20 protein-coding genes and 1 tRNA gene are annotated in these 20,659 nt (G+C 67.3%); 15 read left to right on the forward strand and 6 right to left on the reverse strand.

Annotated elements, in window-relative coordinates:
* The first annotated feature begins 19 nt into the window (after positions 1–19).
* The 6 genes from coaBC to Q9246_RS08300 all read left to right on the forward strand — a co-directional run bounded on the left by coaBC (position 20) and on the right by Q9246_RS08300 (position 5,995).
* Positions 20–1,240, forward strand: a complete 1,221-nt coding sequence (gene coaBC, locus Q9246_RS08275) for a bifunctional phosphopantothenoylcysteine decarboxylase/phosphopantothenate--cysteine ligase CoaBC (RefSeq protein WP_306396873.1) — start codon at positions 20–22, stop codon at positions 1,238–1,240.
* Between the two features lie 15 nt (positions 1,241–1,255).
* Entirely contained in the window at positions 1,256–1,705 is a 450-nt protein-coding gene (gene dut, locus Q9246_RS08280; RefSeq protein WP_306396874.1) for a dUTP diphosphatase, read from the forward strand.
* Between the two features lie 18 nt (positions 1,706–1,723).
* On the forward strand, positions 1,724–2,827 hold the full coding sequence (locus Q9246_RS08285; protein ID WP_306396875.1) for a M48 family metallopeptidase: 1,104 nt from the start codon (positions 1,724–1,726) through the stop codon (positions 2,825–2,827).
* 138 nt (positions 2,828–2,965) lie between these two features.
* On the forward strand, positions 2,966–3,961 hold the full coding sequence (locus Q9246_RS08290; RefSeq protein WP_306396877.1) for an XdhC family protein: 996 nt from the start codon (positions 2,966–2,968) through the stop codon (positions 3,959–3,961).
* Positions 3,962–4,199: 238 nt separating this feature from the next.
* Positions 4,200–5,105 (forward strand): DMT family transporter, encoded by a 906-nt coding sequence (locus Q9246_RS08295; protein ID WP_306396879.1) that lies wholly within the window; start codon positions 4,200–4,202, stop codon positions 5,103–5,105.
* Entirely contained in the window at positions 5,105–5,995 is an 891-nt protein-coding gene (locus tag Q9246_RS08300) for a DNA-3-methyladenine glycosylase family protein (protein ID WP_306396880.1), read from the forward strand. Before Q9246_RS08295 ends, Q9246_RS08300 begins: the two co-directional genes overlap by 1 nt.
* A gap of 26 nt (positions 5,996–6,021) precedes the next feature.
* Here the strand turns inward: Q9246_RS08300 and Q9246_RS08305 are convergent, their stop codons facing one another.
* Both Q9246_RS08305 and Q9246_RS08310 read right to left on the reverse strand, forming a co-directional pair.
* Positions 6,022–6,435, reverse strand: coding sequence for a T6SS immunity protein Tdi1 domain-containing protein (locus Q9246_RS08305; RefSeq protein ID WP_306396881.1), 414 nt, complete (start codon positions 6,433–6,435; stop codon positions 6,022–6,024).
* Positions 6,436–6,633: 198 nt separating this feature from the next.
* Positions 6,634–6,710 (reverse strand) — tRNA-Met (locus Q9246_RS08310).
* A 186-nt stretch (positions 6,711–6,896) separates the two neighbouring features.
* Here Q9246_RS08310 and Q9246_RS08315 point away from each other — a divergent pair.
* From Q9246_RS08315 to Q9246_RS08355, 9 genes are all read left to right on the forward strand, one after another.
* Positions 6,897–7,478, forward strand: coding sequence for an NUDIX hydrolase (locus Q9246_RS08315; RefSeq protein ID WP_306396882.1), 582 nt, complete (start codon positions 6,897–6,899; stop codon positions 7,476–7,478).
* 1 nt (position 7,479) lies between these two features.
* Positions 7,480–8,235, forward strand: coding sequence for a leucyl/phenylalanyl-tRNA--protein transferase (gene aat, locus Q9246_RS08320; protein ID WP_306396885.1), 756 nt, complete (start codon positions 7,480–7,482; stop codon positions 8,233–8,235).
* A gap of 63 nt (positions 8,236–8,298) precedes the next feature.
* A complete protein-coding gene (locus Q9246_RS08325) occupies positions 8,299–9,030 on the forward strand; it encodes an arginyltransferase (protein ID WP_306396886.1) in 732 nt (243 codons plus the stop codon).
* A 90-nt stretch (positions 9,031–9,120) separates the two neighbouring features.
* A complete protein-coding gene (locus Q9246_RS08330; protein WP_306396888.1) occupies positions 9,121–10,173 on the forward strand; it encodes a quinone-dependent dihydroorotate dehydrogenase in 1,053 nt (350 codons plus the stop codon).
* Positions 10,170–11,222, forward strand: coding sequence for an aldo/keto reductase (locus tag Q9246_RS08335; protein WP_422802360.1), 1,053 nt, complete (start codon positions 10,170–10,172; stop codon positions 11,220–11,222). Before Q9246_RS08330 ends, Q9246_RS08335 begins: the two co-directional genes overlap by 4 nt.
* An 80-nt stretch (positions 11,223–11,302) precedes the next feature.
* Positions 11,303–11,833, forward strand: a complete 531-nt coding sequence (locus Q9246_RS08340) for a sigma-70 family RNA polymerase sigma factor (RefSeq protein ID WP_306396889.1) — start codon at positions 11,303–11,305, stop codon at positions 11,831–11,833.
* 2 nt (positions 11,834–11,835) lie between these two features.
* On the forward strand, positions 11,836–12,813 hold the full coding sequence (locus Q9246_RS08345; protein ID WP_306396891.1) for a FecR domain-containing protein: 978 nt from the start codon (positions 11,836–11,838) through the stop codon (positions 12,811–12,813).
* 81 nt (positions 12,814–12,894) lie between these two features.
* On the forward strand, positions 12,895–15,339 hold the full coding sequence (locus tag Q9246_RS08350; protein WP_306396893.1) for a TonB-dependent siderophore receptor: 2,445 nt from the start codon (positions 12,895–12,897) through the stop codon (positions 15,337–15,339).
* Between the two features lie 2 nt (positions 15,340–15,341).
* The gene (locus Q9246_RS08355) at positions 15,342–16,862 is read left to right on the forward strand and encodes a PepSY-associated TM helix domain-containing protein (protein WP_306396895.1); all 1,521 of its coding nucleotides are present in this window, start codon (positions 15,342–15,344) and stop codon (positions 16,860–16,862) included.
* On the opposite strand, the gene Q9246_RS08360 is transcribed toward Q9246_RS08355, so the two are convergent.
* Genes Q9246_RS08360 through cysT form a run of 4 tightly spaced genes read right to left on the reverse strand, consistent with a single transcriptional unit; the run spans position 16,795 to position 20,588 of the window.
* Positions 16,795–17,724, reverse strand: coding sequence for a CysB family HTH-type transcriptional regulator (locus Q9246_RS08360; protein WP_306396896.1), 930 nt, complete (start codon positions 17,722–17,724; stop codon positions 16,795–16,797). The genes Q9246_RS08355 and Q9246_RS08360 overlap by 68 nt on opposite strands.
* Entirely contained in the window at positions 17,721–18,794 is a 1,074-nt protein-coding gene (locus Q9246_RS08365) for a sulfate/molybdate ABC transporter ATP-binding protein (RefSeq protein ID WP_306396898.1), read from the reverse strand. Before Q9246_RS08365 ends, Q9246_RS08360 begins: the two co-directional genes overlap by 4 nt.
* Positions 18,795–18,813: 19 nt before the next feature.
* Positions 18,814–19,719 carry a sulfate ABC transporter permease subunit CysW gene (gene cysW / locus Q9246_RS08370; RefSeq protein ID WP_306396900.1) on the reverse strand — a complete coding sequence of 302 codons (906 nt, stop codon included), beginning with the start codon at positions 19,717–19,719 and terminating at the stop codon, positions 18,814–18,816.
* Positions 19,716–20,588: a sulfate ABC transporter permease subunit CysT gene (cysT, locus tag Q9246_RS08375; protein ID WP_306396902.1), complete on the reverse strand. Its 873-nt coding sequence runs from the start codon at positions 20,586–20,588 to the stop codon at positions 19,716–19,718. The genes cysW and cysT overlap by 4 nt, the downstream gene beginning before the upstream one ends.
* Positions 20,589–20,659: the final 71 nt, after the last annotated feature.

Raw genomic sequence — 20,659 nt, forward strand, 5'->3', positions numbered from 1 at the left:
CGTCGTAAGGAGAGACACCATGGAGTTGAAAGGCAAACGCATCGTCCTGGGCCTGACCGGGGGTGTGGCCTGCTACAAGGCGGCCGAACTGTGCCGCGCCCTGGTCAAGCAGGGCGCCAGCGTGCAGGTGGTCATGACCGAGGCCGCGACGCATTTCATCGGCGCCGTCACCATGCAGGCCCTCTCGGGCCAGCCGGTCTACCTGGACCAGTGGGATGCGCGCATGGCCAACAATATGGCCCACATCGACCTGACCCGCCACGCGGACGCCATCCTGATCGCGCCCTGCTCGGCCGATTTCATGCGCAAGCTGGCGCACGGCGCCGCCGACGACCTGCTGTCGACCTTGTGCGTGGCGCGTCCGCGCCATGTGCCGCTGCACGTGGCGCCGGCGATGAACGTCGAGATGTGGGAAAACCCGGCCACTCAGCGCAACGTGACGCAGCTGCGCGAGGACGGCATCTGCCTGTTCGGCCCCGGCTGCGGCTCGCAGGCCTGCGGCGAGACGGGTCTGGGCCGCATGCTGGAGGCCGAGGAACTGGTCGAAGAACTGATCGCCTCGTTCCAGCACAAGGTGCTGGCCGGACGGCGCGTGCTGATCACGGCCGGCCCGACCTTCGAACCGATCGACCCGGTGCGCGGCATCACCAATCTGTCGTCGGGCAAGATGGGTTATGCGCTGGCGCGCGCGGCGCGCGAGGCCGGCGCCGACGTGACCCTGGTCTCGGGCCCGGTGTCGCTCCCGACGCCGCACGGCGTGCGCCGCATCGACGTGCTGACCGCGCAGCAGATGCATGACGCCGTGATGGCGGGCGTGGAAGGCCAGCACGTGTTCATCGGCGTGGCCGCGGTGGCCGACTGGCGCGTGGCCAACGCTTCGGACCAGAAGATCAAGAAGACGGCGGACGGCGCGCCGCCGCAGCTCGAGTTCGCGCAGAACGCCGACATCCTGGCGTCGGTAGCCAACAAGGTGTCGCTGTCCGGCTGGCCCTATTGCGTGGGTTTCGCGGCCGAATCCGAGCAGCTGGAACAATACGGCGCCGCCAAGCGCGAGAAAAAAGGCATTCCCCTATTGGTGGGCAATATCGGCCACCAGACTTTCGGGCAGGATGACAATACCGTGATCCTGTTCGACGAGAGCGGCCAGACGGTGCTCGAACGGGCCAGCAAACTGACGCTGGCGCGCCAGCTGGTGTCCGAGATCGCCAAGCGCATCGAACAGCGCTCCCTGCTTACCTGAACCAGAAAAGAATCAATGAAGAATATCGACCTCAAGATCCTCGACCCGCGCATGAAAGAACTGCTGCCGGCCTACGGCACGCCGGGCAGTGCGGGCCTCGACCTGCGCGCCTGCCTCGATGCGCCGCTCACCATCGAGCCGGGGCAGACCGTGCTGGTGCCTACCGGCCTGGCCATCCACATCGGCGACCCGGGTTATGCCGCCATGATCCTGCCGCGCAGTGGGCTCGGCCATAAGAGCGGCATCGTTCTGGGCAATCTGGTAGGCTTGATCGACTCCGATTACCAGGGCCAGCTGATGGTCTCGACCTGGAATCGCAGCGCCACCACCTTCGTGCTGCAGCCGATGGACCGGCTGGCGCAGTTGATCGTGGTGCCGGTACTGCAGGTTGGCTTCAACGTGGTGGAGGAGTTCGCATCGAGCGACCGTGGCGCCGGAGGCTTCGGTAGCACCGGCAAACAATAACAACTCGCGAGGAGGACCATGATCCCAATGCACCGTCGTCAACAACTGCAGCGCTTCAAGTCCGCCGCGCTGGTCGCCGCCACCGCGGCCCTCCTCGCGGCCTGCAGCACGCCAGGGCCAATGCAATCGTCGACCACGCCGGGCACGATCCCCGACCAGGTCCCCGGCAAGCCCGAGATCACGCCGCAGATCGCGGCGGCCGCCGACACGCTCACCCGCATGGCGACCCAGCACGACCGCCTGTACCGGATCGCGGCCCCTCTCCTGATCGACAACGCCGAATTGTGCACCAAGCACGCGCGCAACCTGCTCGGCTTCACGGCCAAGAACCGTTACTCGTATCCGGGCCAGTACAACGAGGCGGCCTGGGTGGCGCTGGGCATGGGCGAGCGCCTGCAGATCACCAATGTCCTCAATGGCAGCGGCGCGGCCAAGGCCGGCCTGCGCCAGGGCGATCGCCTGGTGGCGGTTGGCGGCACGCCACTGCCCGAAGGCCCGAACGCCCTCTCGCAACTCGGCGCCGCGATCGGCCCGATCATGGCCAAGCAGGCGTCGCTGCCGCTGTCGATCGAGCGCAATGGCAATGGGCGCGACCTGACCGTCCCGGTCACCCGCGCCTGCGCCTTCGTGATCGAGCTGGGCAACGCCGACAACATCAACGCCTATGCCGACGGCACGCGCGTGATGGTCACCCGCGGCATGCTGGGCTTCGCCCAGAACGACGACGAACTGGCGTATGTGGTGGCGCGCACGATGGCCCACAATATGCTGGGCCACGCGGCCACGCAGCGCAATGCGGCCACCATCGGCAGCATCATCGACAACCTCACCGCGATCACGCCCGACACCTCGATGCTGATCGGCAGCGGCGGCATCAAGGCGATGCCGGTGGCCGACGACGTCGCGGCAGACCGCCTGGCCATCTACCTGCTGGCGCGCGCCGGCTACCGCATCGAAGGCGCTTCCGCCTTCTGGAAGCGACTGGCGGCCACGTATCCGGCGCGTATCCTCAATGGCCATACGGCGAACCACCCGTCGACCACGCAGCGCTTCGCGGCGATCGACAAGGCGGTGGCCGAGGTCAAGACCAAGAAGAGCGGCAAGAAACCGCTGGTGCCATAAGCCATGGCGTGGGCGGCCCACGCCGGTCGCCCACGCCGGTCGCCCACGCCGGTCGCGCACGCCGCTTTCGGCGTCCGCGCCGCTTTTCTTGTACGATTGTCCATCTCGCACTCAATGCCGCCCTGCGGCCGCACGACCATGGACAGCATCGACCTCGACGTACTGAAGACCTGCGCCGCCTGGCTCGACAAGGGCCAGCGCTGCCAGCTGGTCACGGTGAACAAGACCTGGGGCTCGAGCCCGCGCCCGGTCGGCGCCATGCTCGCCATCTGCGAGGACGGGCAAGTGGTCGGCTCGGTCTCGGGCGGCTGCATCGAGGACGACCTGATCGCCCGCGTGCGCGACAACGGCATCGAGATCGACCACCCCGAGATCGTCAGCTATGGCATCAGCGCCGACGAGGCCCACCGTTTCGGCCTGCCCTGCGGCGGCACCATCGAACTGGCGGTCGAACCGCTGTCGATCGAGAGCCGCATCCCCGAACTGCTGGCGCGCCTGGACGGGGGCGAGCTGGTCGAACGCCGCATCGAACTGGCGACCGGCAGCGTGACGCTCGCACCGGCGGCGGCCAGCGCCATCCAGCGCATCGAGGACGGCGTGCTGCACACGCTGCACGGCCCGCGCTGGCGCCTGTACATCATCGGCGCCGGCCCGCTGTCGCGCTTCCTGGCCACGATCGCGGCCGGCATGGATTACCGCGTCACCGTGTGCGACCCGCGCGAGGAATACCGCAGCGGCTTTGCCATCCCCGGCGTGTCGCTGGTGCACGCCATGCCCGACGACCTGGTGCTCGAGGCGAAGCTCGATGCGCGCAGCGCCGTGGTGGCGCTGACGCACGATCCCAAGCTGGACGACCTGGCGCTGATGGAGGCGCTCAAGTCCGACGCCTTCTACGTGGGCGCCATCGGCTCGCGCGCCAACAATGCCAAGCGGCGCGAACGGCTCAAGCTGTTCGACCTCACCGACGCCGAACTGGCGCGCCTGCACGGCCCGATCGGCATCTATATCGGCAGCAAGACGCCGGCCGAGATCGCGATCTCGATCATGGCCGAGATGACGGCCGTGAAGAACGCGGTGCCGCAGCAGATGCTGGTGCCGCATGCGGCGGCGCTGACGCTGGTAAACGCGGCCTGACGCCTGACGCCTGACACCTGACACCTGACACCTGCCGTGGGGTGGACGGCTTTGCCGTCCACGCGTTCAACGACAGCATGCACTGCCACATGGCATCCGCGAGTTGGACGCGTGGACGGCGAGCCGTCCACCCCACATTGACATCTCCTGTCGAATTCAAAAGCAAGGAGCGGCGAGCAGGAAAATCCCACCCCTGCCACAATGGCCTGTTAGCTGACAGGCCATTCTTTTTCTATCGATGAACACCGCGAACATGCTGCGCCTGGTGGCGCTGGCCGCCATCTGGGGCGGCTCCTTCCTTTTCATGCGCATCTCCGCGCCCGTGCTCGGTCCGGCGGTGCTGATCGAATACCGGCTCGCGTTCGCGGCGCTGTTCCTCGCGCTGGTGGGCTGGGTGCTGTCCCGGCGCGGCAAGGGCGCAGCGCTGGGCGTGCGGCGGCACTGGAAGCATTACCTGATCCTGGGCGTGTTCAACTCGGCCCTGCCCTTCATGCTGTTCGCCTTCGCCGCGCGCACGCTGTCGGCCTCGGTGCTGGCGGTGCTGAACGCCACCGCGCCGCTGTGGGGCGCGCTGGTGGGAGCCGTGTGGGCGCGCCAGCCGGTGTCCCCGCGCGGCGCCCTCGGGCTGCTGCTCGGCGCCGGCGGCGTGGCGCTGCTGGTGGGCTTCGACCACGCGACCGAACGTCCGGGCGCCGGCCTGGCGGTGTGCGCGACCCTGGCCGCCGCCTTCAGCTACAGCATCGCCAGCCAGTACGCCAAGTCCGCACCCAGCGTGGCGCCCTTCGCCAACGCGCACGGCTCGATGTGGGCCGGCGCCATCGTGGTGCTGCCGCTGGTGCCCTTCATGCCGTCGCCTGGCGCGCCGACCATTGGCATCATGGGCGCCGTGCTGGCGCTGGGCGTGGTGTGCAGCGGCATCGCCTACATCATCTACTTCAAGCTGATCGAGGAAGTCGGCACTACCTCGGCGCTGACCGTGACCTTCCTGAGTCCCATCTTCGGCATCCTGTGGGGCGCGCTGTTCCTGCACGAGGTGATCGGGTGGCACACCATCGTCGGCTCGGCCATCGTGCTGCTCGGGACCGCGCTGGTGACCGGCTTCAAGCCGCGCTTCATGCGCGCGGCGCCTGCGGCAGGCAAGTGATGGAGACGACCCTGCCCCTGCCGCCGGGCTATCGTATCGCCGATCTCGTCGCCTTCCATGGGCGCGACCCCGAGGCCGTGGCCGAACGGGCCGGCCCGGACGGACTGCGCAAGGGCGTGCTGCTCGACGGCGTGCCGACCCTGCTCGATATCCGTTTCGACGGCCAGCTGGCGCGCTGCCGCATCGATCACGATGGGCCGGCCATGCCCGCGCTGCAGGCGCTGGCCCAGGAGGCGCTGCTGAACGTGCTGGGCCTGCGCATCGACCCGGCCCCCTTCGCCGCCTTCGCCCAGGACGATCCCGTGCTCGGCCCCGTGCTCGCGCGCCAGCCGGGCCTGCGCATCGTGCAATCGGCCACCGTGTTCGAGGCACTGACCTGGGCCATCATCGGCCAGCAGATCAACCTGCGCTTCGCGATCGCGCTGCGCCGCACCCTGATCCAGCTGGCCGGCCGCCCGCATTCGTGCGGCCTGCTGTGCTATCCGGAAGCGCCGGACGTTGCCCGCCTTGCTCTTGAAGACCTGACCAGCCGCAAATTTTCGGCCGCGAAAGCGGAGACCGTGCTGCGCGTGGCGCGCATGGCGGTCGACGGCAGCCTGCGCCTGGACCGCACACGCGACGCCGCCCAGGTCAGCCAGGAACTGCTGGCGATCAAGGGGATCGGCCCCTGGACCGTCAATTACGTGCTGCTGCGCGGCTATGGCTACCCGGACTGTTCGCTCGAAGGCGACGTGGCCGTGCGCGCCGCCCTGCACAATCTGACGGGCAGCACGGCGCGGCCGACCTTGCTGGAAGCCCAGCGCCTGCTGGCGCGTTATGCGCCGCATCGGACCATGGCGGCGGCTTACCTGTGGGCCAGCCTGGGCGACAAATCGACACCGGTTGAATGATGCGTGGGCGGCGGCCGGCCATCGCCTTAATTCCAGCGCGGCAAGCCCTCGAACTGCTGCGCACCCTCACCCGAAAACCGGATCAGCTCGGCCAGCGGCACGGTGGCCAGGTTGTCGCATCCATAGTGTCCACCGAGCGCGCTGGGAATCTTGAGACAGTATTTGCGGCCCTCGGTGAGCGGCCCCAGTGCGGCCTCGGCCAGGCGCACGGCCTCGGGCATATACCAGTCGTTGAGGAAATCCTGGTTGTAGGCAAGCGCATCGAGCGCGGCGCGGCTGCGGGCCAGCGGTTCGCACACCAGTTCTTGCGGACGCAGGCACCAGAAATGGTCGTCCTCGTCGCGGATGATGAGGTTGCCGAAGGCATTGGCGCCGAGCACTTCGACGGCGCTCATGCCGACCCAGCCCCAGGCCTCGTTGATGTCGTCTACATCGATCATGGTCATCGCCCCTGAATGTGACTATGGCGCATGCGCGCGGCGGTTCGCAGGGTTGGACCGGCTGGGCTTGCGTGCATTGCAGCAGAGGCGCGGGGGTTTGACCTGCGTCGAGGCCGTTAAGACCAGGAAAGAAATCGCCATAATGTGGCGCAAAAACGAAAAGGCCGCTGACTCTTGCGAATCAACGGCCTCGAATTCTGGTTGCGGGGACAGGATTTGAACCTGTGACCTTCGGGTTATGAGCCCGACGAGCTGCCAGACTGCTCCACCCCGCGTCTGATGAAATGAATTATACGCCTGTTCGCCTTATTAGGCAAATGCAATACTGCGGCCATGTGCGATTGCAACACGATATATCTCATGGTCGCGGCCAAAAACAGCGCCGGACCACGCCCCCGCCCCCGCCCTACCGGCCCCGCATTCGGTGTAAAGTAAGGGCAATGCCAATTCGTCACACGACTATGAAATTCTGCTCCGAGTGCGCCCATCCCGTCGCGCTGGCCATTCCCGAAGGCGACAACCGGCCGCGCTACGTCTGCACCCATTGCAACACCATCCATTACCAGAATCCGAAACTCGTCGTCGGCTCCATTCCCGTCTGGGAACAGGACGGCCAGGTCCAGGTCTTGCTGTGCAAGCGCGCGATCGAGCCCCGCTATGGCTACTGGACCTTGCCGGCCGGTTTCATGGAAAACGAGGAGACCACCGAGCAGGCCGCCGTGCGCGAAACCGAGGAAGAAGCCGGCGCCAATGTCGAACTGGGCCCGCTGTTCACCCTGCTGAACGTGGCCCACGTGCACCAGGTCCACCTGTTCTACCGGGCGCGCCTGCGCGACCTCGATTTCGCGGCCGGCATCGAGAGCCTCGACGTGCAACTCTTCACGCAAGACCAGATCCCCTGGGACGACCTCGCCTTCCCCACCATCCGCACCACGCTGGAACTGTTCTTCGCCGACCGGATCAAAGTGCGCGAGGGCGGCGACTATGGCTTTCACAGCCGCGACATCCATCGCCCGATGATCGCCCCACGCGAACCGGACTGACATGATTCCCTGGCTCGAGACCGATACGCCGTTTCCCGACGTGTCCAAGGCTTTGACGGTCGAGGCGCCGGGCCTGCTCGCGGCCGGCGCCGACCTGTCGCCGCCGCGCCTGCTGCAAGCCTACCGCAACGGCATCTTTCCCTGGTTTTCCGAAGGCCAGCCGATCCTCTGGTGGAGCACCGATCCGCGCATGGTCCTGTACACGGCCGACTTCAAGGTCAGCGACAGCCTGGCCAAGACCCTGCGCAAGGTCGAGCGCAGCCGCCAGGACGGCGGCCGCTGGGACGTCCGCTTCGACAGCGCCTTCGGCGACGTCATGCGCGCCTGCGCCGCGCCGCGCCGCGACGGACCCGGCACCTGGATCTCGGATGAGATCATCGACGGCTACTCAGGCCTGCACGCGCTCGGCTACGCCCACTCGTCCGAAGTCTGGCTCGACGGCGAACTGGTCGGCGGCGCCTATGGCGTATGCATCGGCCGCATGTTCTATGGCGAATCGATGTTCGCACGCGTGTCCGACGCGTCCAAGGTCGCGCTAGCTTACCTGGTAGCCTTCCTGCGCAAGCACGGCGTGCGGATGATCGATTGCCAGCAGGAGACCGGCCACCTGGCCTCGCTCGGCGCCGCGCCGATTCCGCGCAGCCGCTTCCTGGAACACCTGCGCGCGGCCATTGCCGAGCCGCCCATCGATGCCTGGCGGGTTGCGCCGCCGCTCGACAGGCTCCATCCCTTGCCCGCGGCACCGTTGGATGGCTAACGGTGGCGCAGGCGGGTTTTCGCTAGAATAGGTCCATCACACGTCGTCTCGAGAGTTCTTTGCATGACGCACCTACACGACCTGCCCTTTGCGACGCTGCAGTTCTACACGACGGCGCCCTATCCCTGCAGCTATCTCGACGCGCGCCAGGCGCGCTCGCAGGTCGCCACGCCGTCGCACCTGATCAATGCCGACGTGTATTCCGAACTGGTCAAGAACGGCTTCCGGCGCAGCGGCATCTTCACCTACCGCCCCTACTGCGACGGCTGCCAGGCCTGCATCCCGGTGCGCGTCAAGTGCGAGGACTTCAAACCCAACCGTACCCAGCGCCGCGCCTGGAAACGCCATGGCGACCTGGTCGCGATGGTCGCCAACCTGGCGTTCTCCGACGAGCACTACGCGCTCTACCTGCGCTACCAGACTACGCGCCACGTGGGCGGCGGCATGGACCAGGACAGCCGCGACCAGTACGCCCAGTTCCTGCTGCAGAGCCGGGTCAATACGCGCCTGGTCGAGTTCCGCGAACCCGACGGCACCCTGCGCATGGTGTCGATCATCGACGTGCTGTCCGACGGCCTGTCGTCGGTCTACACCTTCTTCGACCCCGACGTCGAGAACGCCTCCTATGGCACCTACAACATCCTGTGGCAGGTGAACCAGGCCCACGAGCTGGGCCTGTCCTATGTCTACCTCGGCTACTGGATCGAGCAGAGTCCCAAGATGGCGTACAAGATCAACTTCCGGCCGCTGGAGGCCCGGATCGACGGCACATGGGGCGTATTGCAGGCAGTGTGATACAAGTGCTAACAAAGTCGTCGACACTCGAATACGTGTCCGGGGGGCGCGTCACGTTAGAATGACGGGGAAAACAACATTGAGTACCCCATGCCCGATAAACTCCTGTACACCCTCGTCCGTCCCGCACTGTTCTCGCTCGATCCCGAGGCAGCCCACAACCTGACCCTGCCCATGCTGCGCCGCGCAGCCGCGCTCGGCCTGACGGGCGCGTTCAGGAAGCCCCTGCCCGACCCGCGCACGGTCATGGGCATCACCTTCCCCAACCCGGTCGGCCTGGCTGCCGGCCTCGACAAGGATGGCGCCTATATCGACGGCCTGGCCGCCCTCGGCTTCGGCTCGATCGAGATCGGCACCGTGACCCCGCGCGGCCAGGCCGGCAATCCCAAGCCGCGCATGTTCCGCCTGCCGCGCGCGCGCGGCATCATCAACCGCATGGGCTTCAACAATGGCGGCGTCGACGCCTTCGTGGCCAACGTCCAGGCCTCGCGCTTCTACCAGGAGCGGCGCGGCGTGCTAGGCCTGAACATCGGCAAGAATGCCGACACGCCGATCGAAAACGCGGCCGACGATTACCTGCACTGCCTGCGCAAGGTCTATCCGTATGCGAGCTACGTGACGGTCAACATCTCGTCGCCCAACACCAAGAACCTGCGCCAGTTGCAGGGCGCCTCGGAGCTGGACAGCCTGCTGTCGCAGCTCAAGCAGGAGCAGACGAAACTGGCCGACCACCACGGCCACTACGTGCCGATCACGCTCAAGATCGCGCCCGACGTCGACGGCGACCAGATCCGCGACATCGCCGGCGCCCTCCTGCGCCACAAGATCGATGGCGTAATCGCCACCAACACCACGCTCAACCGGCGCGATGTGGAGGGCATGAAGCATGCGCAGCAGGCTGGCGGCCTGTCCGGCGCGCCGGTGTTCGAGCAGTCGAACATCGTGATCCGCGCGCTCAAGGCCGAGCTGCGCGACGACGTGCCGATCATCGGCGTGGGCGGCATCATGCGCGGCCAGGATGCGAAGGCCAAGATCGCGGCCGGCGCGCAGCTGGTGCAGCTGTACAGCGGCTTGATCTACGCCGGCCCGGGCCTGGTGCGCGAATGCGCCGACGCCCTGCGCGAGAAACCGAAAAAGAAATGAGCCTGCCACGCAAGCAGCTCGGACGCACCGATCTCGAGGTCACCAGCGTCTGCCTGGGCACGATGACCTTCGGCGAGCAGAACACCGAAGCCGAGGCGCACGCGCAACTCGACTACGCGCTCGAACGCGGCATCAATTTTATCGACACCGCCGAGCTGTATCCGGTGCCGCCCAGCGCCGCCACGCAGGGGTCGACCGAACGCTTCATCGGCTCCTGGCTCAAGGCGCGCGGCGGCCGCGACAAGCTGGTGCTGGCGACCAAGATCGCCGGCCCGAACGCCAGCCAGGCCTGGATTCGCGGCGCCAGGCACAACGTCGACGCCGCCAACCTGCGCGCCGCCGTCGACACCAGCCTGCGCCGCCTGCAGACCGACTACATCGACCTCTACCAGCTGCACTGGCCGAGTCGTAACGTGCCGGTCTTCGGCGCCAACCAGTTCGACCCGCGCAAGGAGCGCGACGGCGTGGCGATCGAGGACACCCTGCGCACTTTGTCCGAGCTGGTCAGGGAGGGCAAGATCCGCCACATCGGCGTGTCGAACGAAAGCCCGTGGGGCGTGTGCGAATTCGTCAAGCAGGCCGAGAGGCACGGCCTGCCGCGCATCGCCACCGTCCAGAACCTGTACAACCTCACCGCACGCGCTTTCGAGACCACGCTGCTGGACGAAGTCTGCTACCGCGAAGACGTGAGCCTGCTCGCCTACAGTCCGCTCGCCTTCGGCCAGCTCAGCGCCAAGTATGTCGACGACCCGCAGGCGCGCGGGCGCTTGACGATCTATCCGGCGACCTGGAGTCCGCGTTATCTGCGCCCGGCGGTGTTCGAAGCCTGCCGCGAGTATGCAGCGCTGGCGCGCGAGCACGGCTTGACGCCGGCCCAGATGGCGCTGGCCTGGTGCTACTCGCGCTGGTTCATGGGCTCGACCATTATTGGAGCGACCACGCTGGCGCAGCTGAAGGAAAACATCGACGCGGCGCAGGTCACGTTGAGCGACGAGGTGGTGCGCAGGATCGACGAGATCCACGCCAGGATTACCAATCCAGGGCAGTAAGAATATCCAGTCGGGGTATTGACTTCGGCAACACCTATATAATAATGAGAATTATTCTCAATTATTGAAGGTGACCCTGCATGTCGGCCCCCGACACCCTCGCCCAGCCAACGCTGACCATGCTGTATGCCGACCACCACGGTTGGCTACACGCATGGCTGCGGCGCAAGCTGGGCTGCACCTTCACCGCCGAGGACCTGGCGCAGGACACCTTCCTGCGCCTGCTGGTGCGTCCGCGCGCGCTGGACGCCGACAGGAATCCACGCGCCTACCTCACCACCATCGCCAACGGCCTGGTGGTCGACCACTGGCGCCGCGCCGACATCGAGCGCGCCTGGCTGGCCGCCATGATGGACCGTCCCGAGGCGCTGCACCCGTCGGCCGAGCACCAGGCCATCCTGATCGAGACCCTGGTCGAGGTCGACCGCATCCTGGCCGCCCTGCCCGACAAGCCGCGCGAAGCCTTCCTGCTGGCCCACCTGCACGATCTCACTTATGCCGAAATCGGCGCGCGGTTGCAGGTGTCGGAACGCATGGTCAAGAAATACATGGCCCAGGCCATGCTGCACTGCCTGACGGCGGCGTCTTCGTTTCACGCGGCGCTGGCCTGAGCATGGCCGAGACCCAGGACATCCCCTACGCCACCCTCGAGCAGGCGGCCGAGTGGTACGCCACCCTGCGCGCCGGCGCGGTCGACGAAGACGAACGGCGGCGCTGGCAGGACTGGCTGGCGCAGGGCGCCGGCAACCGCCGCGCCTGGGCGCGCGTGGAAGCCATCAGCCAGAACGTCGCCATCGCCAGGCAGACGCCGGACGCCTCCAGTGCGGCCCTGCACGCGGCCAGCGCGCAGCGCCAGCGCCGCAAGCTGGTCAAGACGCTGGCGCTGGCGGCCTTCACGACAGGCCTCGGCTGGCAGCTGGCGCGCACGGAAGACGTGCAGGTGGCCTTCGCCGGCCTGGGCGCCTCGCACCGCATCGGCGTGGGCGAACGCCTTGACACGGTGCTGGCCGACGGCACCCGCATCTGGCTCGACTCCGGCACCGTCCTCGACCAGCGCTACGATGCCGCGCAGCGCCTGGTGGTGCTGCACCGGGGCGAGTTCGTGCTGCAGAGCGGCCAGGATGCCCGCCGGCCGCTGGTCGTGCGCAGCCGCCAGGGCAGCATGCGCGCGCTCGGCACCCGATTCCAGGTGCGGCAATTCGATGGCAGCACGCGCCTTGGCGTGAGCGAAGGCCGGGTCGAGGTCACGCCGTTCGACGCGCGCGGCCCCATGCTGGTCGTCGAGGCGGGCCAGGAAGTGAGGTTTACCCGCAGCGGCATTTCCACGCCCAGCGCATTGCCGGCCGGCCGAGAGGCATGGACACGCGGCATGCTGATCGCCGAGGACCTGTCGCTGGAGGCCTTCCTGGCCGAGCTGTCACGCTACCGGCACGGCCACCTGGGCTGCGATCCCGCCATCGCGGCGCTGCGCGTGGTGGGCGCCTTCCCCGCCCACGACACCGACCAGGCGCTCGCCATGCTCGAAGCGGCGCTGCCGGTGCGGGCGCGGCGCGTGCTGCCGTGGTGGGTCACGGTCGAGGCAAAAAAATAATTCGACCGACGGTTCCCTTTTTTGCACACCGCTCGGAAAGCAGGGTGAAGACCTTTTATCCTGCCCTTTCCGAAAGACCGTATGACCTTCCGTGATCCCTCCCCCACGCCGATCGCCCACGCTGCCCGTCTGCTGGTTGCCGGCCTGCTGGCGCTCGCCGCGCCCCTCCACGCCATCGCCGCCGATACCGTCCCGGCCCAGCAAGCGGCGCAGCACAACTTCGATATCGCGGCCGGTCCGCTCAACGCCGTGCTGGCGCGCTTCTCGGCCGCATCCGGCGTGTACATCGCCGCCAATGGCGCGCTGACCGCTGGCGTCGACAGCCCCGGCGTCCAGGGCCGGTTCGCGCCTGGCGAAGCCCTGGCGCGCCTGCTGGCCGGCAGCGGCCTGCAGGCGGTGGCGCAGGGCGATGGCCGCTACATCCTGCAGGCGGCGCCCGTGGCGCCAACGGCGACGGCAGCGACGCGCGCGGCCACCGTGCCCGCGCTGCCAAAGGTGCTGGTGCGCGCCGACCGCGAACACGCCCTCGGCGACGTCGACGGCTTCGTCGCCCGTCGCAGCAGCACCGCCACCAAGACCCTCACACGCCTGATCGAGAACCCGCAATCGGTGTCGGTGATCACGGCCGACGAACTGGCCAACCGCAAGGCCGAGACGCTCGACGAAGCGCTGCGCTACACGGCCGGCGTGACGCCGAACATGAAGCCGTGGGCGGTCGACGAATTCTCGATGCTGCGCGGTTTCGACCTGGGCGCGGCCGGCATCTTCCGGGACGGCCTGCTGACCTCGGGCCGCGCCTACGCCGCGCCGATCGAGCCGTATGGCCTGGAGCGCCTGGAAGTGCTGCGCGGACCGGCCTCGGTGCTGTACGGCCAGTCGCCGCCGGGCGGCATGATCAATGCCGTCTCCAAGCGGCCGTCGATCGACGCGGTGCGCGAAGTCGGCATCGAATATGGCACCTACGACCGCAAGCAGTTCAAGGCCGATGTCGGCGGCGCCCTCGACGCGCGCGGGGAATGGACTTACCGGATCACGGTGCTGGCGCGCGAATCCGGCACCCGCCTCGATCTCGACAGCGACGACCGCGTGTACGTGGCGCCGGCCCTGAGCTGGCAGCCGAACGCGAATACCCGCCTGACCCTGCTGGCCCAGTACCAGAGGGACGACCAGTCGTATGCCTGGCCCAATCAGCTGGTCAATCCCGGCCCGCTCGGCCAGCCGGCGCCCAGCGTCAACCTGGGTGGGCGCGACAACCGCTGGGAGCGCGAGAACCACGCCATCGGCTACGAATTCGAGCACCGCTTCAACGACACCTGGAGCGTGCAGCAGAACCTGCGCTATACGCGGCTGGAGCGCGACGAGACCAATGTCTTCCCGCGCGCGCTGCTGCCGGACGGCCGCTCGGTGACGCGCCTGTTCTATCCGCGCGATTCGGCCTGGCGCGGGCTGCAGGCCGACACCCGCCTGCAGGCGACCTTCCGCACCGGCGCGCTGGCCCACAACGTACTGGTCGGCCTCGACTACGCCGACAACGAGACCACCGACGGCTACCCCTATGCGATCACGCCGATGCCGAATCTCGACCTGTACGCGCCGGTGTACGGCGGCCACGAAACCATCGTCGCCGCGCCCGCCCCACGCAACGAAATCCTGCCGCTCGAGCAGACCGGGCTCTATCTGCAAGACCAGCTGAAGTGGGACAAGTGGGTGGTCACCGCCGGCCTGCGCCACGACCGTGCGAAGAACTCGAACACGCGCGAACTGCCGGCCGCCGGCACCTCGACCCTGGCCTATCGCCAGTCGGCCAGCAAGACCACCGGCCGCCTGGGCGCCGTCTACCTGTTCGACTCCGGCTGGGCGCCGTATGTCAGCTATGCGACCTCGTTCACGCCCACCATCGGCCGCGACATCGAGGGCGAGCTGCTCAAGCCATCCACCGGCCGCCAGTTCGAAGCCGGCCTGCGCTACCAGCCGGACGATGCCAGCACCGTCTACACGGCCTCGGTCTTCAAGCTCGAGCGCGAGAACGTGGCCACCGCCGCGCCGCAGGATCCGGCCGCCACCGTGCAGACCGGCGCCGTCGAATCGCAGGGCATCGAGCTCGAGGCGCGCACTAATCTCTCGCGCCAGCTGAGCGTGGTGGCGCAGTACACCTGGCTCGATACCGAGATCACCCGCAGCAATTACGGCGACCGCGGCCTGGGGCAACCCGGCGCGGTGAAGCACAGCGCCTCGGTCTGGACCCGTTATGACTTCAGGCTGACCGACACCGCGCAAGCATACGGCGCCCTCGGCCTGCGCTACTACGGCAAGGCGCGTTCGTACCAGGACTACGGCAACGAAGGTATTACCAACCCCAGCTTCGGTATGGTCGACGCGGCCTTCGGCGTCGAGCGCGGGCCGTGGCGCTTCTCGGTCAACGTGAACAACCTGCTGGACAAGCAGGTGCTGCTCGATTGCGACACCACCTTCTGCTATCGCAATGCCGAGCGCACTGCCAATGTGAGCGCAAGCTATCGGTTCTGACGATGGCGGCGCCGAACGCACCCGGCCTGCGCCAGGCCATGGCCGGCCTGCACCTGTGGGCCGGCCTGCTGGGCGGATGGCTGCTGATCGCCATCTTCGTCACCGGCGGCATCAGCTACTACCGCGACGAACTCACGCAGTGGCTGCGGCCCGAGATCCCGGCCCGCCCCGCCGCGCTCGACCAGGCCACGGCGGCGCAGCGCGCACTTGGCACGCTGGCGCGGCAAGGCGCCGGCTTTGACGAATGGCACGTCATCCTGCCCGGCGCGCGCGCCAACGCGATCGAGGTCGCATGGGAACGAGGCGACACCCGAGAACGCGCGCTGCTCGACCCGACCAGCGGCGCCCTGCTCGCCCCGCGCGCGACCCAGGGCGGCGAGTTCTTCTACTACTTTCACTTTTCGCTGCACTACCTGCCGGCCACGCTGGGCCGCTGGATCGTCGGCCTGTGCACCATCATGTCGCTGGTCGTGGTGGTGAGCGGGATCGTCATCCACCGCCGCATCTTCAAGGACTTCTTCACCTTCAGGCCGGGCAAGGGACAACGCTCGTGGCTGGACGCGCACAACGGCTTCTCGGTGCTGTCGCTGCCCTTCCACCTGATGATCCTGTACACCGGGCTGGTGACCCTGATGTTCTTCTACATGCCGTGGCCGGCGCTGGCGGCCTTCGGTCCGCAGCAGGCGCGGTCGGAAATGGCGAAGGTCATGCAGCCGCGCTTCGACACGCCGGCGCGCAGCGGCAGCGCGGCGCCGCTGGCCAGTCTGGCGCCCTTGATGGCGCAGGCAGATGCGCGCTGGGGCAGCGATAAAGTGGGCCGCATCGTCGTCACCCATCCCGGCGACGGCGCGGCCCGCATCGCCATCGTGCGCGGCGATGGCGACCGGGTGTCGGTAGCGCCATCCTGGCTGTTGTTCGATGGCGTCAGCGGCGCCCTACTGGCCACGCACGACAGCGCTAGCCCCGCAATACGCACCTGGGGCGGCGCTTATGCGCTGCACCTGGGCCGCTTCGCCGATCCTCTATTGCGCTTGCTGTACTTCCTGAGCAGCCTGGCCGGCGCCGCGATGGTGGCGACCGGCATGGTGCTATGGGCGGTCAAGCGCCGGCAAAAGAGTCCGCGGCCTGGCTTCGGATTGCTGCTGGTCGAGCGGGGCAATGTGGCCTGCGTGGCCGGCCTGTCGATCGCGGTAGCAGGCTTCATGCTGGCCAACCGCCTGCTGCCGCTGGACCTGGCGGCGCGCGCTCAGTGGGAAATCCACTGTTTCTTCGCGGTGTGGGGCCTGGCGGCACTATTCGCCGCCTGCCGCCCGGCGGCGCAGGGCTGGCGCGCGCTGGCGCTCGCATCGGGCGCATTGTGGGCCAGCCTGCCGCTGGTGAATATCGTGACCACCGGCCGGCTGTTTCCCGCCTTCGACGCCGCCTTCATTGGCATGGCGGGCCTCAGCTGGCTTGTCAGTCGGCGGTGGCGATCGCCTTCTCGATATCCGCCCGCGTATAACCCTGGGCGAAACGCTCGATGAAGTGGAAGGCATACGCCCGCAAATACGAACCGCGCCGCACCGCCAGGCGCGTCACGTTCTGCGCGAACAGGTGCGACGCCTCGATCGCGCGCAGGCCCTTGTCGCGGCCATGGTCGAACGCCATCGAGGCCACGATGCCCACGCCCAGGCCCAGCGACACGTACTGCTTGATGACGTCGGAGTCCATCGCGGTGAGCACGATGTCCGGCCCCAGCCCGGCTTCGACGAACGCCGCATCGATGTGACTGCGGCCGGTGAAACCGACGTCGTAGGTGATCAGCGGATGCTCGGCCAGGTCTTCCAGGCGCAGCGGCGAACCGCTGGAGAAGATCGGATGGCCCTCCGGCGCCACGATCAGGTGGCTCCAGCGATAGCACGGGAAGGACACCAGGTCGGGGAAGGCCGACAGGCCCTCGGTCGCGATCCCGATGTCGGCCTTGCCCGAGGCCACCCATTCGGCGATGTGTTCCGGCGCGCTTTGCTGCAGGGCGATGCGCACGTTGGGGAAGGCGGCGCGGAACGACTGCACCACCTGCGGCAATGCGTAGCGCGCCTGGGTGTGGGTCACGGCCACCGTGAGCGTGCCGCTATCCTGCGCGGCGTATTCTCGGCTGGCCTGCTGCAGGTTCTCGGCTTCGACCAGCAGCTTCTCGACGATGCGCAGGATGCCCTTGCCGGGCGGCGTCAGGCCGGTCAGGCGCTTGCCGTTGCGCTCGAAGATGACCACGCCCAGTTCTTCCTCGAGCTCGCGGATCTGGCGCGACACGCCCGGCTGCGACGTGAACAGGGCGTTGGCGACTTCGGTCAGGTTGAAGTCGCGCCGGGCCGCCTCGCGGACCGAACGCAGCTGCTGGAAATTCATATCGCGCTTCCTTCGTCGACGAACACTTCGATGCGGCGCGGACGCACGACCAGCGTCTCGCCTTCTTTCAGGCCCAGGCTGGCGAAGCGCTCGTTCGGCATCACCGCCTCGATGATCTGCTGGTTGTCGGCGCGCTCCAGGTCGAGCTGGGCCAGCGGGCCGATCGCATGCGCGCGGCGCAGCTTGGCCACCACGCCGGCGGCGCCCGGCGTGTAGCGCTCCACGTCGAGATCGTGCGGACGCACATAGCCAATGCCGGCGCCATCGCGCACGCCTGCGTGCTGCGGCGCCTGGAAGTTGACGTCGCCGCTGGCCAGCACGCCTTCGTGCACGCGGCCGTGGAACAGGTTGACGTTGCCCAGGAAGCCATACACGAAGGGCGATGCCGGATTGTTATAGACCTCGTCCGGGCTGCCCAGCTGCTCGACGCGGCCCTTGTTCATCAAGACCACCTGGTCGGCCACTTCGAGCGCTTCTTCCTGGTCGTGGGTGACGAAGATCGAGGTCACGTGCAGCTCGTCGTGCAGGCGGCGCAGCCAGCGGCGCAGCTCCTTGCGCACCTTGGCATCGAGCGCGCCGAACGGTTCGTCCAGCAGCAGCACGCGCGGCTCGACCGCGAGCGCTCGCGCCAGGGCGATGCGCTGGCGCTGGCCGCCCGACAGCTGCGGCGGATAGCGGTCGGCGATCCAGTCGAGCTGCACCAGCTCGAGCAGTTTTTTCACCTTGTCGCGGATCTGCTGTTCGCTCGGACGGTCCTTGCGCGGCTTGACGCGCAGGCCGAAGGCGACGTTCTCGAACACGGTCATGTGCTTGAACAGCGCATAGTGCTGGAACACGAAGCCGACCTGGCGTTCGCGCACGTGGCGGTGCGAGGAATCCTGGCCGTCGAGCAGCACCGAACCGGAATCCGGGTATTCGAGGCCGGCGATGATGCGCAGCAGCGTGGTCTTGCCGCAGCCCGAAGGGCCGAGCAAGGCAGTCAGTTCGCCGTCGGGGAACTGCAGCGAGACGTCGTCAAGGGCCGTGAACTGGCCGAACTGCTTGCGGATGTGTTGGACTTCGATCGTCATGCGTGACTCCGGCGTTGTTTCAGTGAGGGGCTGCGGTCGAAGCCTTGCGGGATTCGTGCAGGCGCCATTCGATAAAGGACTTGATGGCCAGCGTCACCAGTGCCAGCAGCGCGAGCAGCGATGCGACGGCGAAAGCGGCCGTGAAGTTGTATTCGTTGTAGAGGATCTCGACGTGCAGCGGCATCGTGTTGGTCTCGCCGCGGATGTGGCCCGAGACCACCGACACCGCGCCGAACTCGCCCATCGCGCGGGCGTTGCACAGGATGACGCCATACAGCAGGCCCCATTTGATGTTCGGCATCGTCACGCGCCAGAAGGTCGACCAGCCCGAGGCGCCCAGCACCAGCGCGGCTTCTTCTTCTTCGGTGCCCTGCTGCTGCATCAGCGGGATCAGCTCGCGCGCCACGAACGGGAAGGTGATGAACACGGTGGCCAGCACGATGCCCGGCACCGCGAACAGGATCTTGATGTCGTTGTCGGCCAGCCAGGGACCGAACCAGCCCGAGGCGCCGAACACCAGCACGTACATCAGGCCCGCGATCACCGGCGAGATCGAGAACGGCAGGTCGATCAGCGTCAGCAGGATGCTCTTGCCGCGGAATTCGAACTTGGCGATGGCCCACGCCGCCGCCACGCCGAACACCAGGTTCAGCGGCACCGAGATGGCGGCCGCGATCAGGGTCAGCTTGATGGCCGACAGCGCATCGGCATCGATCACCGATTCGACATAGACTTCCCAGCCCTTCTTGAGCGCCTCGGTGAACACCGCCGCGAGCGGGATGAACAGGAACAGGGTCAGGAAAATGAGCGCGACGGCGATCAGGGTAATGCGCACCCAGCCCGGTTCGAGCACGCTGGTATCGAGCCGCCTGCCTTTGGCAGCACCGTTCACGGGCTGCCCCACGTTGTTCAACACGGCGCTCATGCCTTGCCCGCCCGTTTGCGCGTCCACGCCTGCAAGAGGTTAATCGCCAGCAGCAGGATGAACGAGAACACCAGCATCACCACCGCGATCGCCGTCGCGCCGGCATAGTCGTACTGTTCCAGCTTGGAGATGATCAATAGCGGCGTGATCTCGGACACCATCGGCAGGTTGCCGGCGATGAAGATGACGGAACCGTATTCGCCGGTGGCGCGTGCAAACGCCAGCGCGAAGCCGGTCAGCAGCGCCGGGGTGATGGTCGGCAGCACCACGCGGATGAAGGTCTGCAGCGGCGCCGCGCCCAGGCTGGCGGCGGCTTCTTCGAGTTCGCGCTCGGCTTCCTCGAGCACCGGCTGCACCGTGCGCACGACGAACGGCAGGCCGATGAAGGTCAGCGCCACCACCACGCCGAGGGGGGAAAAGGCCACTTTGATGCCCAGCGCATCCAGGTACTGGCCGATCCAGCCGTTATGCGAATACAGCGCGGTCAGCGTGATGCCGGCCACCGCGGTCGGCAGCGCGAACGGCAGGTCGACCAGGGCGTCGACGAAGCGCTTGCCGGGGAACTGGTAGCGCACCAGCACCCAGGCCACGATGCCGCCGAAGACGACGTTGATGGCGGCCGCGATCAATGAGGCGCCGAAGCTGAGGCGGTAGGACGCCATCACCCGCTCGGAAGTGACGGTCGCCCAGAAATCCGCCCAGCTCATGCTGAAGGTATTCAGGAACACCGCAGACAGCGGGATGAGGACGATCAGCGCCAGGTAGAACAGCGTGAAGCCGAGCGAGATGCCGAAGCCGGGGATCACCCGCCCCGGCCTCTTGGCGGGCTTGTGCGCTGCCGTACTGCCTGGCAATGCTAGCGAAGTCATGCGAGTCCTTATTACAAATTCTTCTATCGGACTCGCATAATCTCACGCAGTGTTTATAAAGCAAACGAAAG

The sequence above is a fragment of the Telluria beijingensis genome, from assembly GCF_030770395.1.
Taxonomy (GTDB): Bacteria; Pseudomonadota; Gammaproteobacteria; order Burkholderiales; family Burkholderiaceae_D; genus Telluria; species Telluria beijingensis.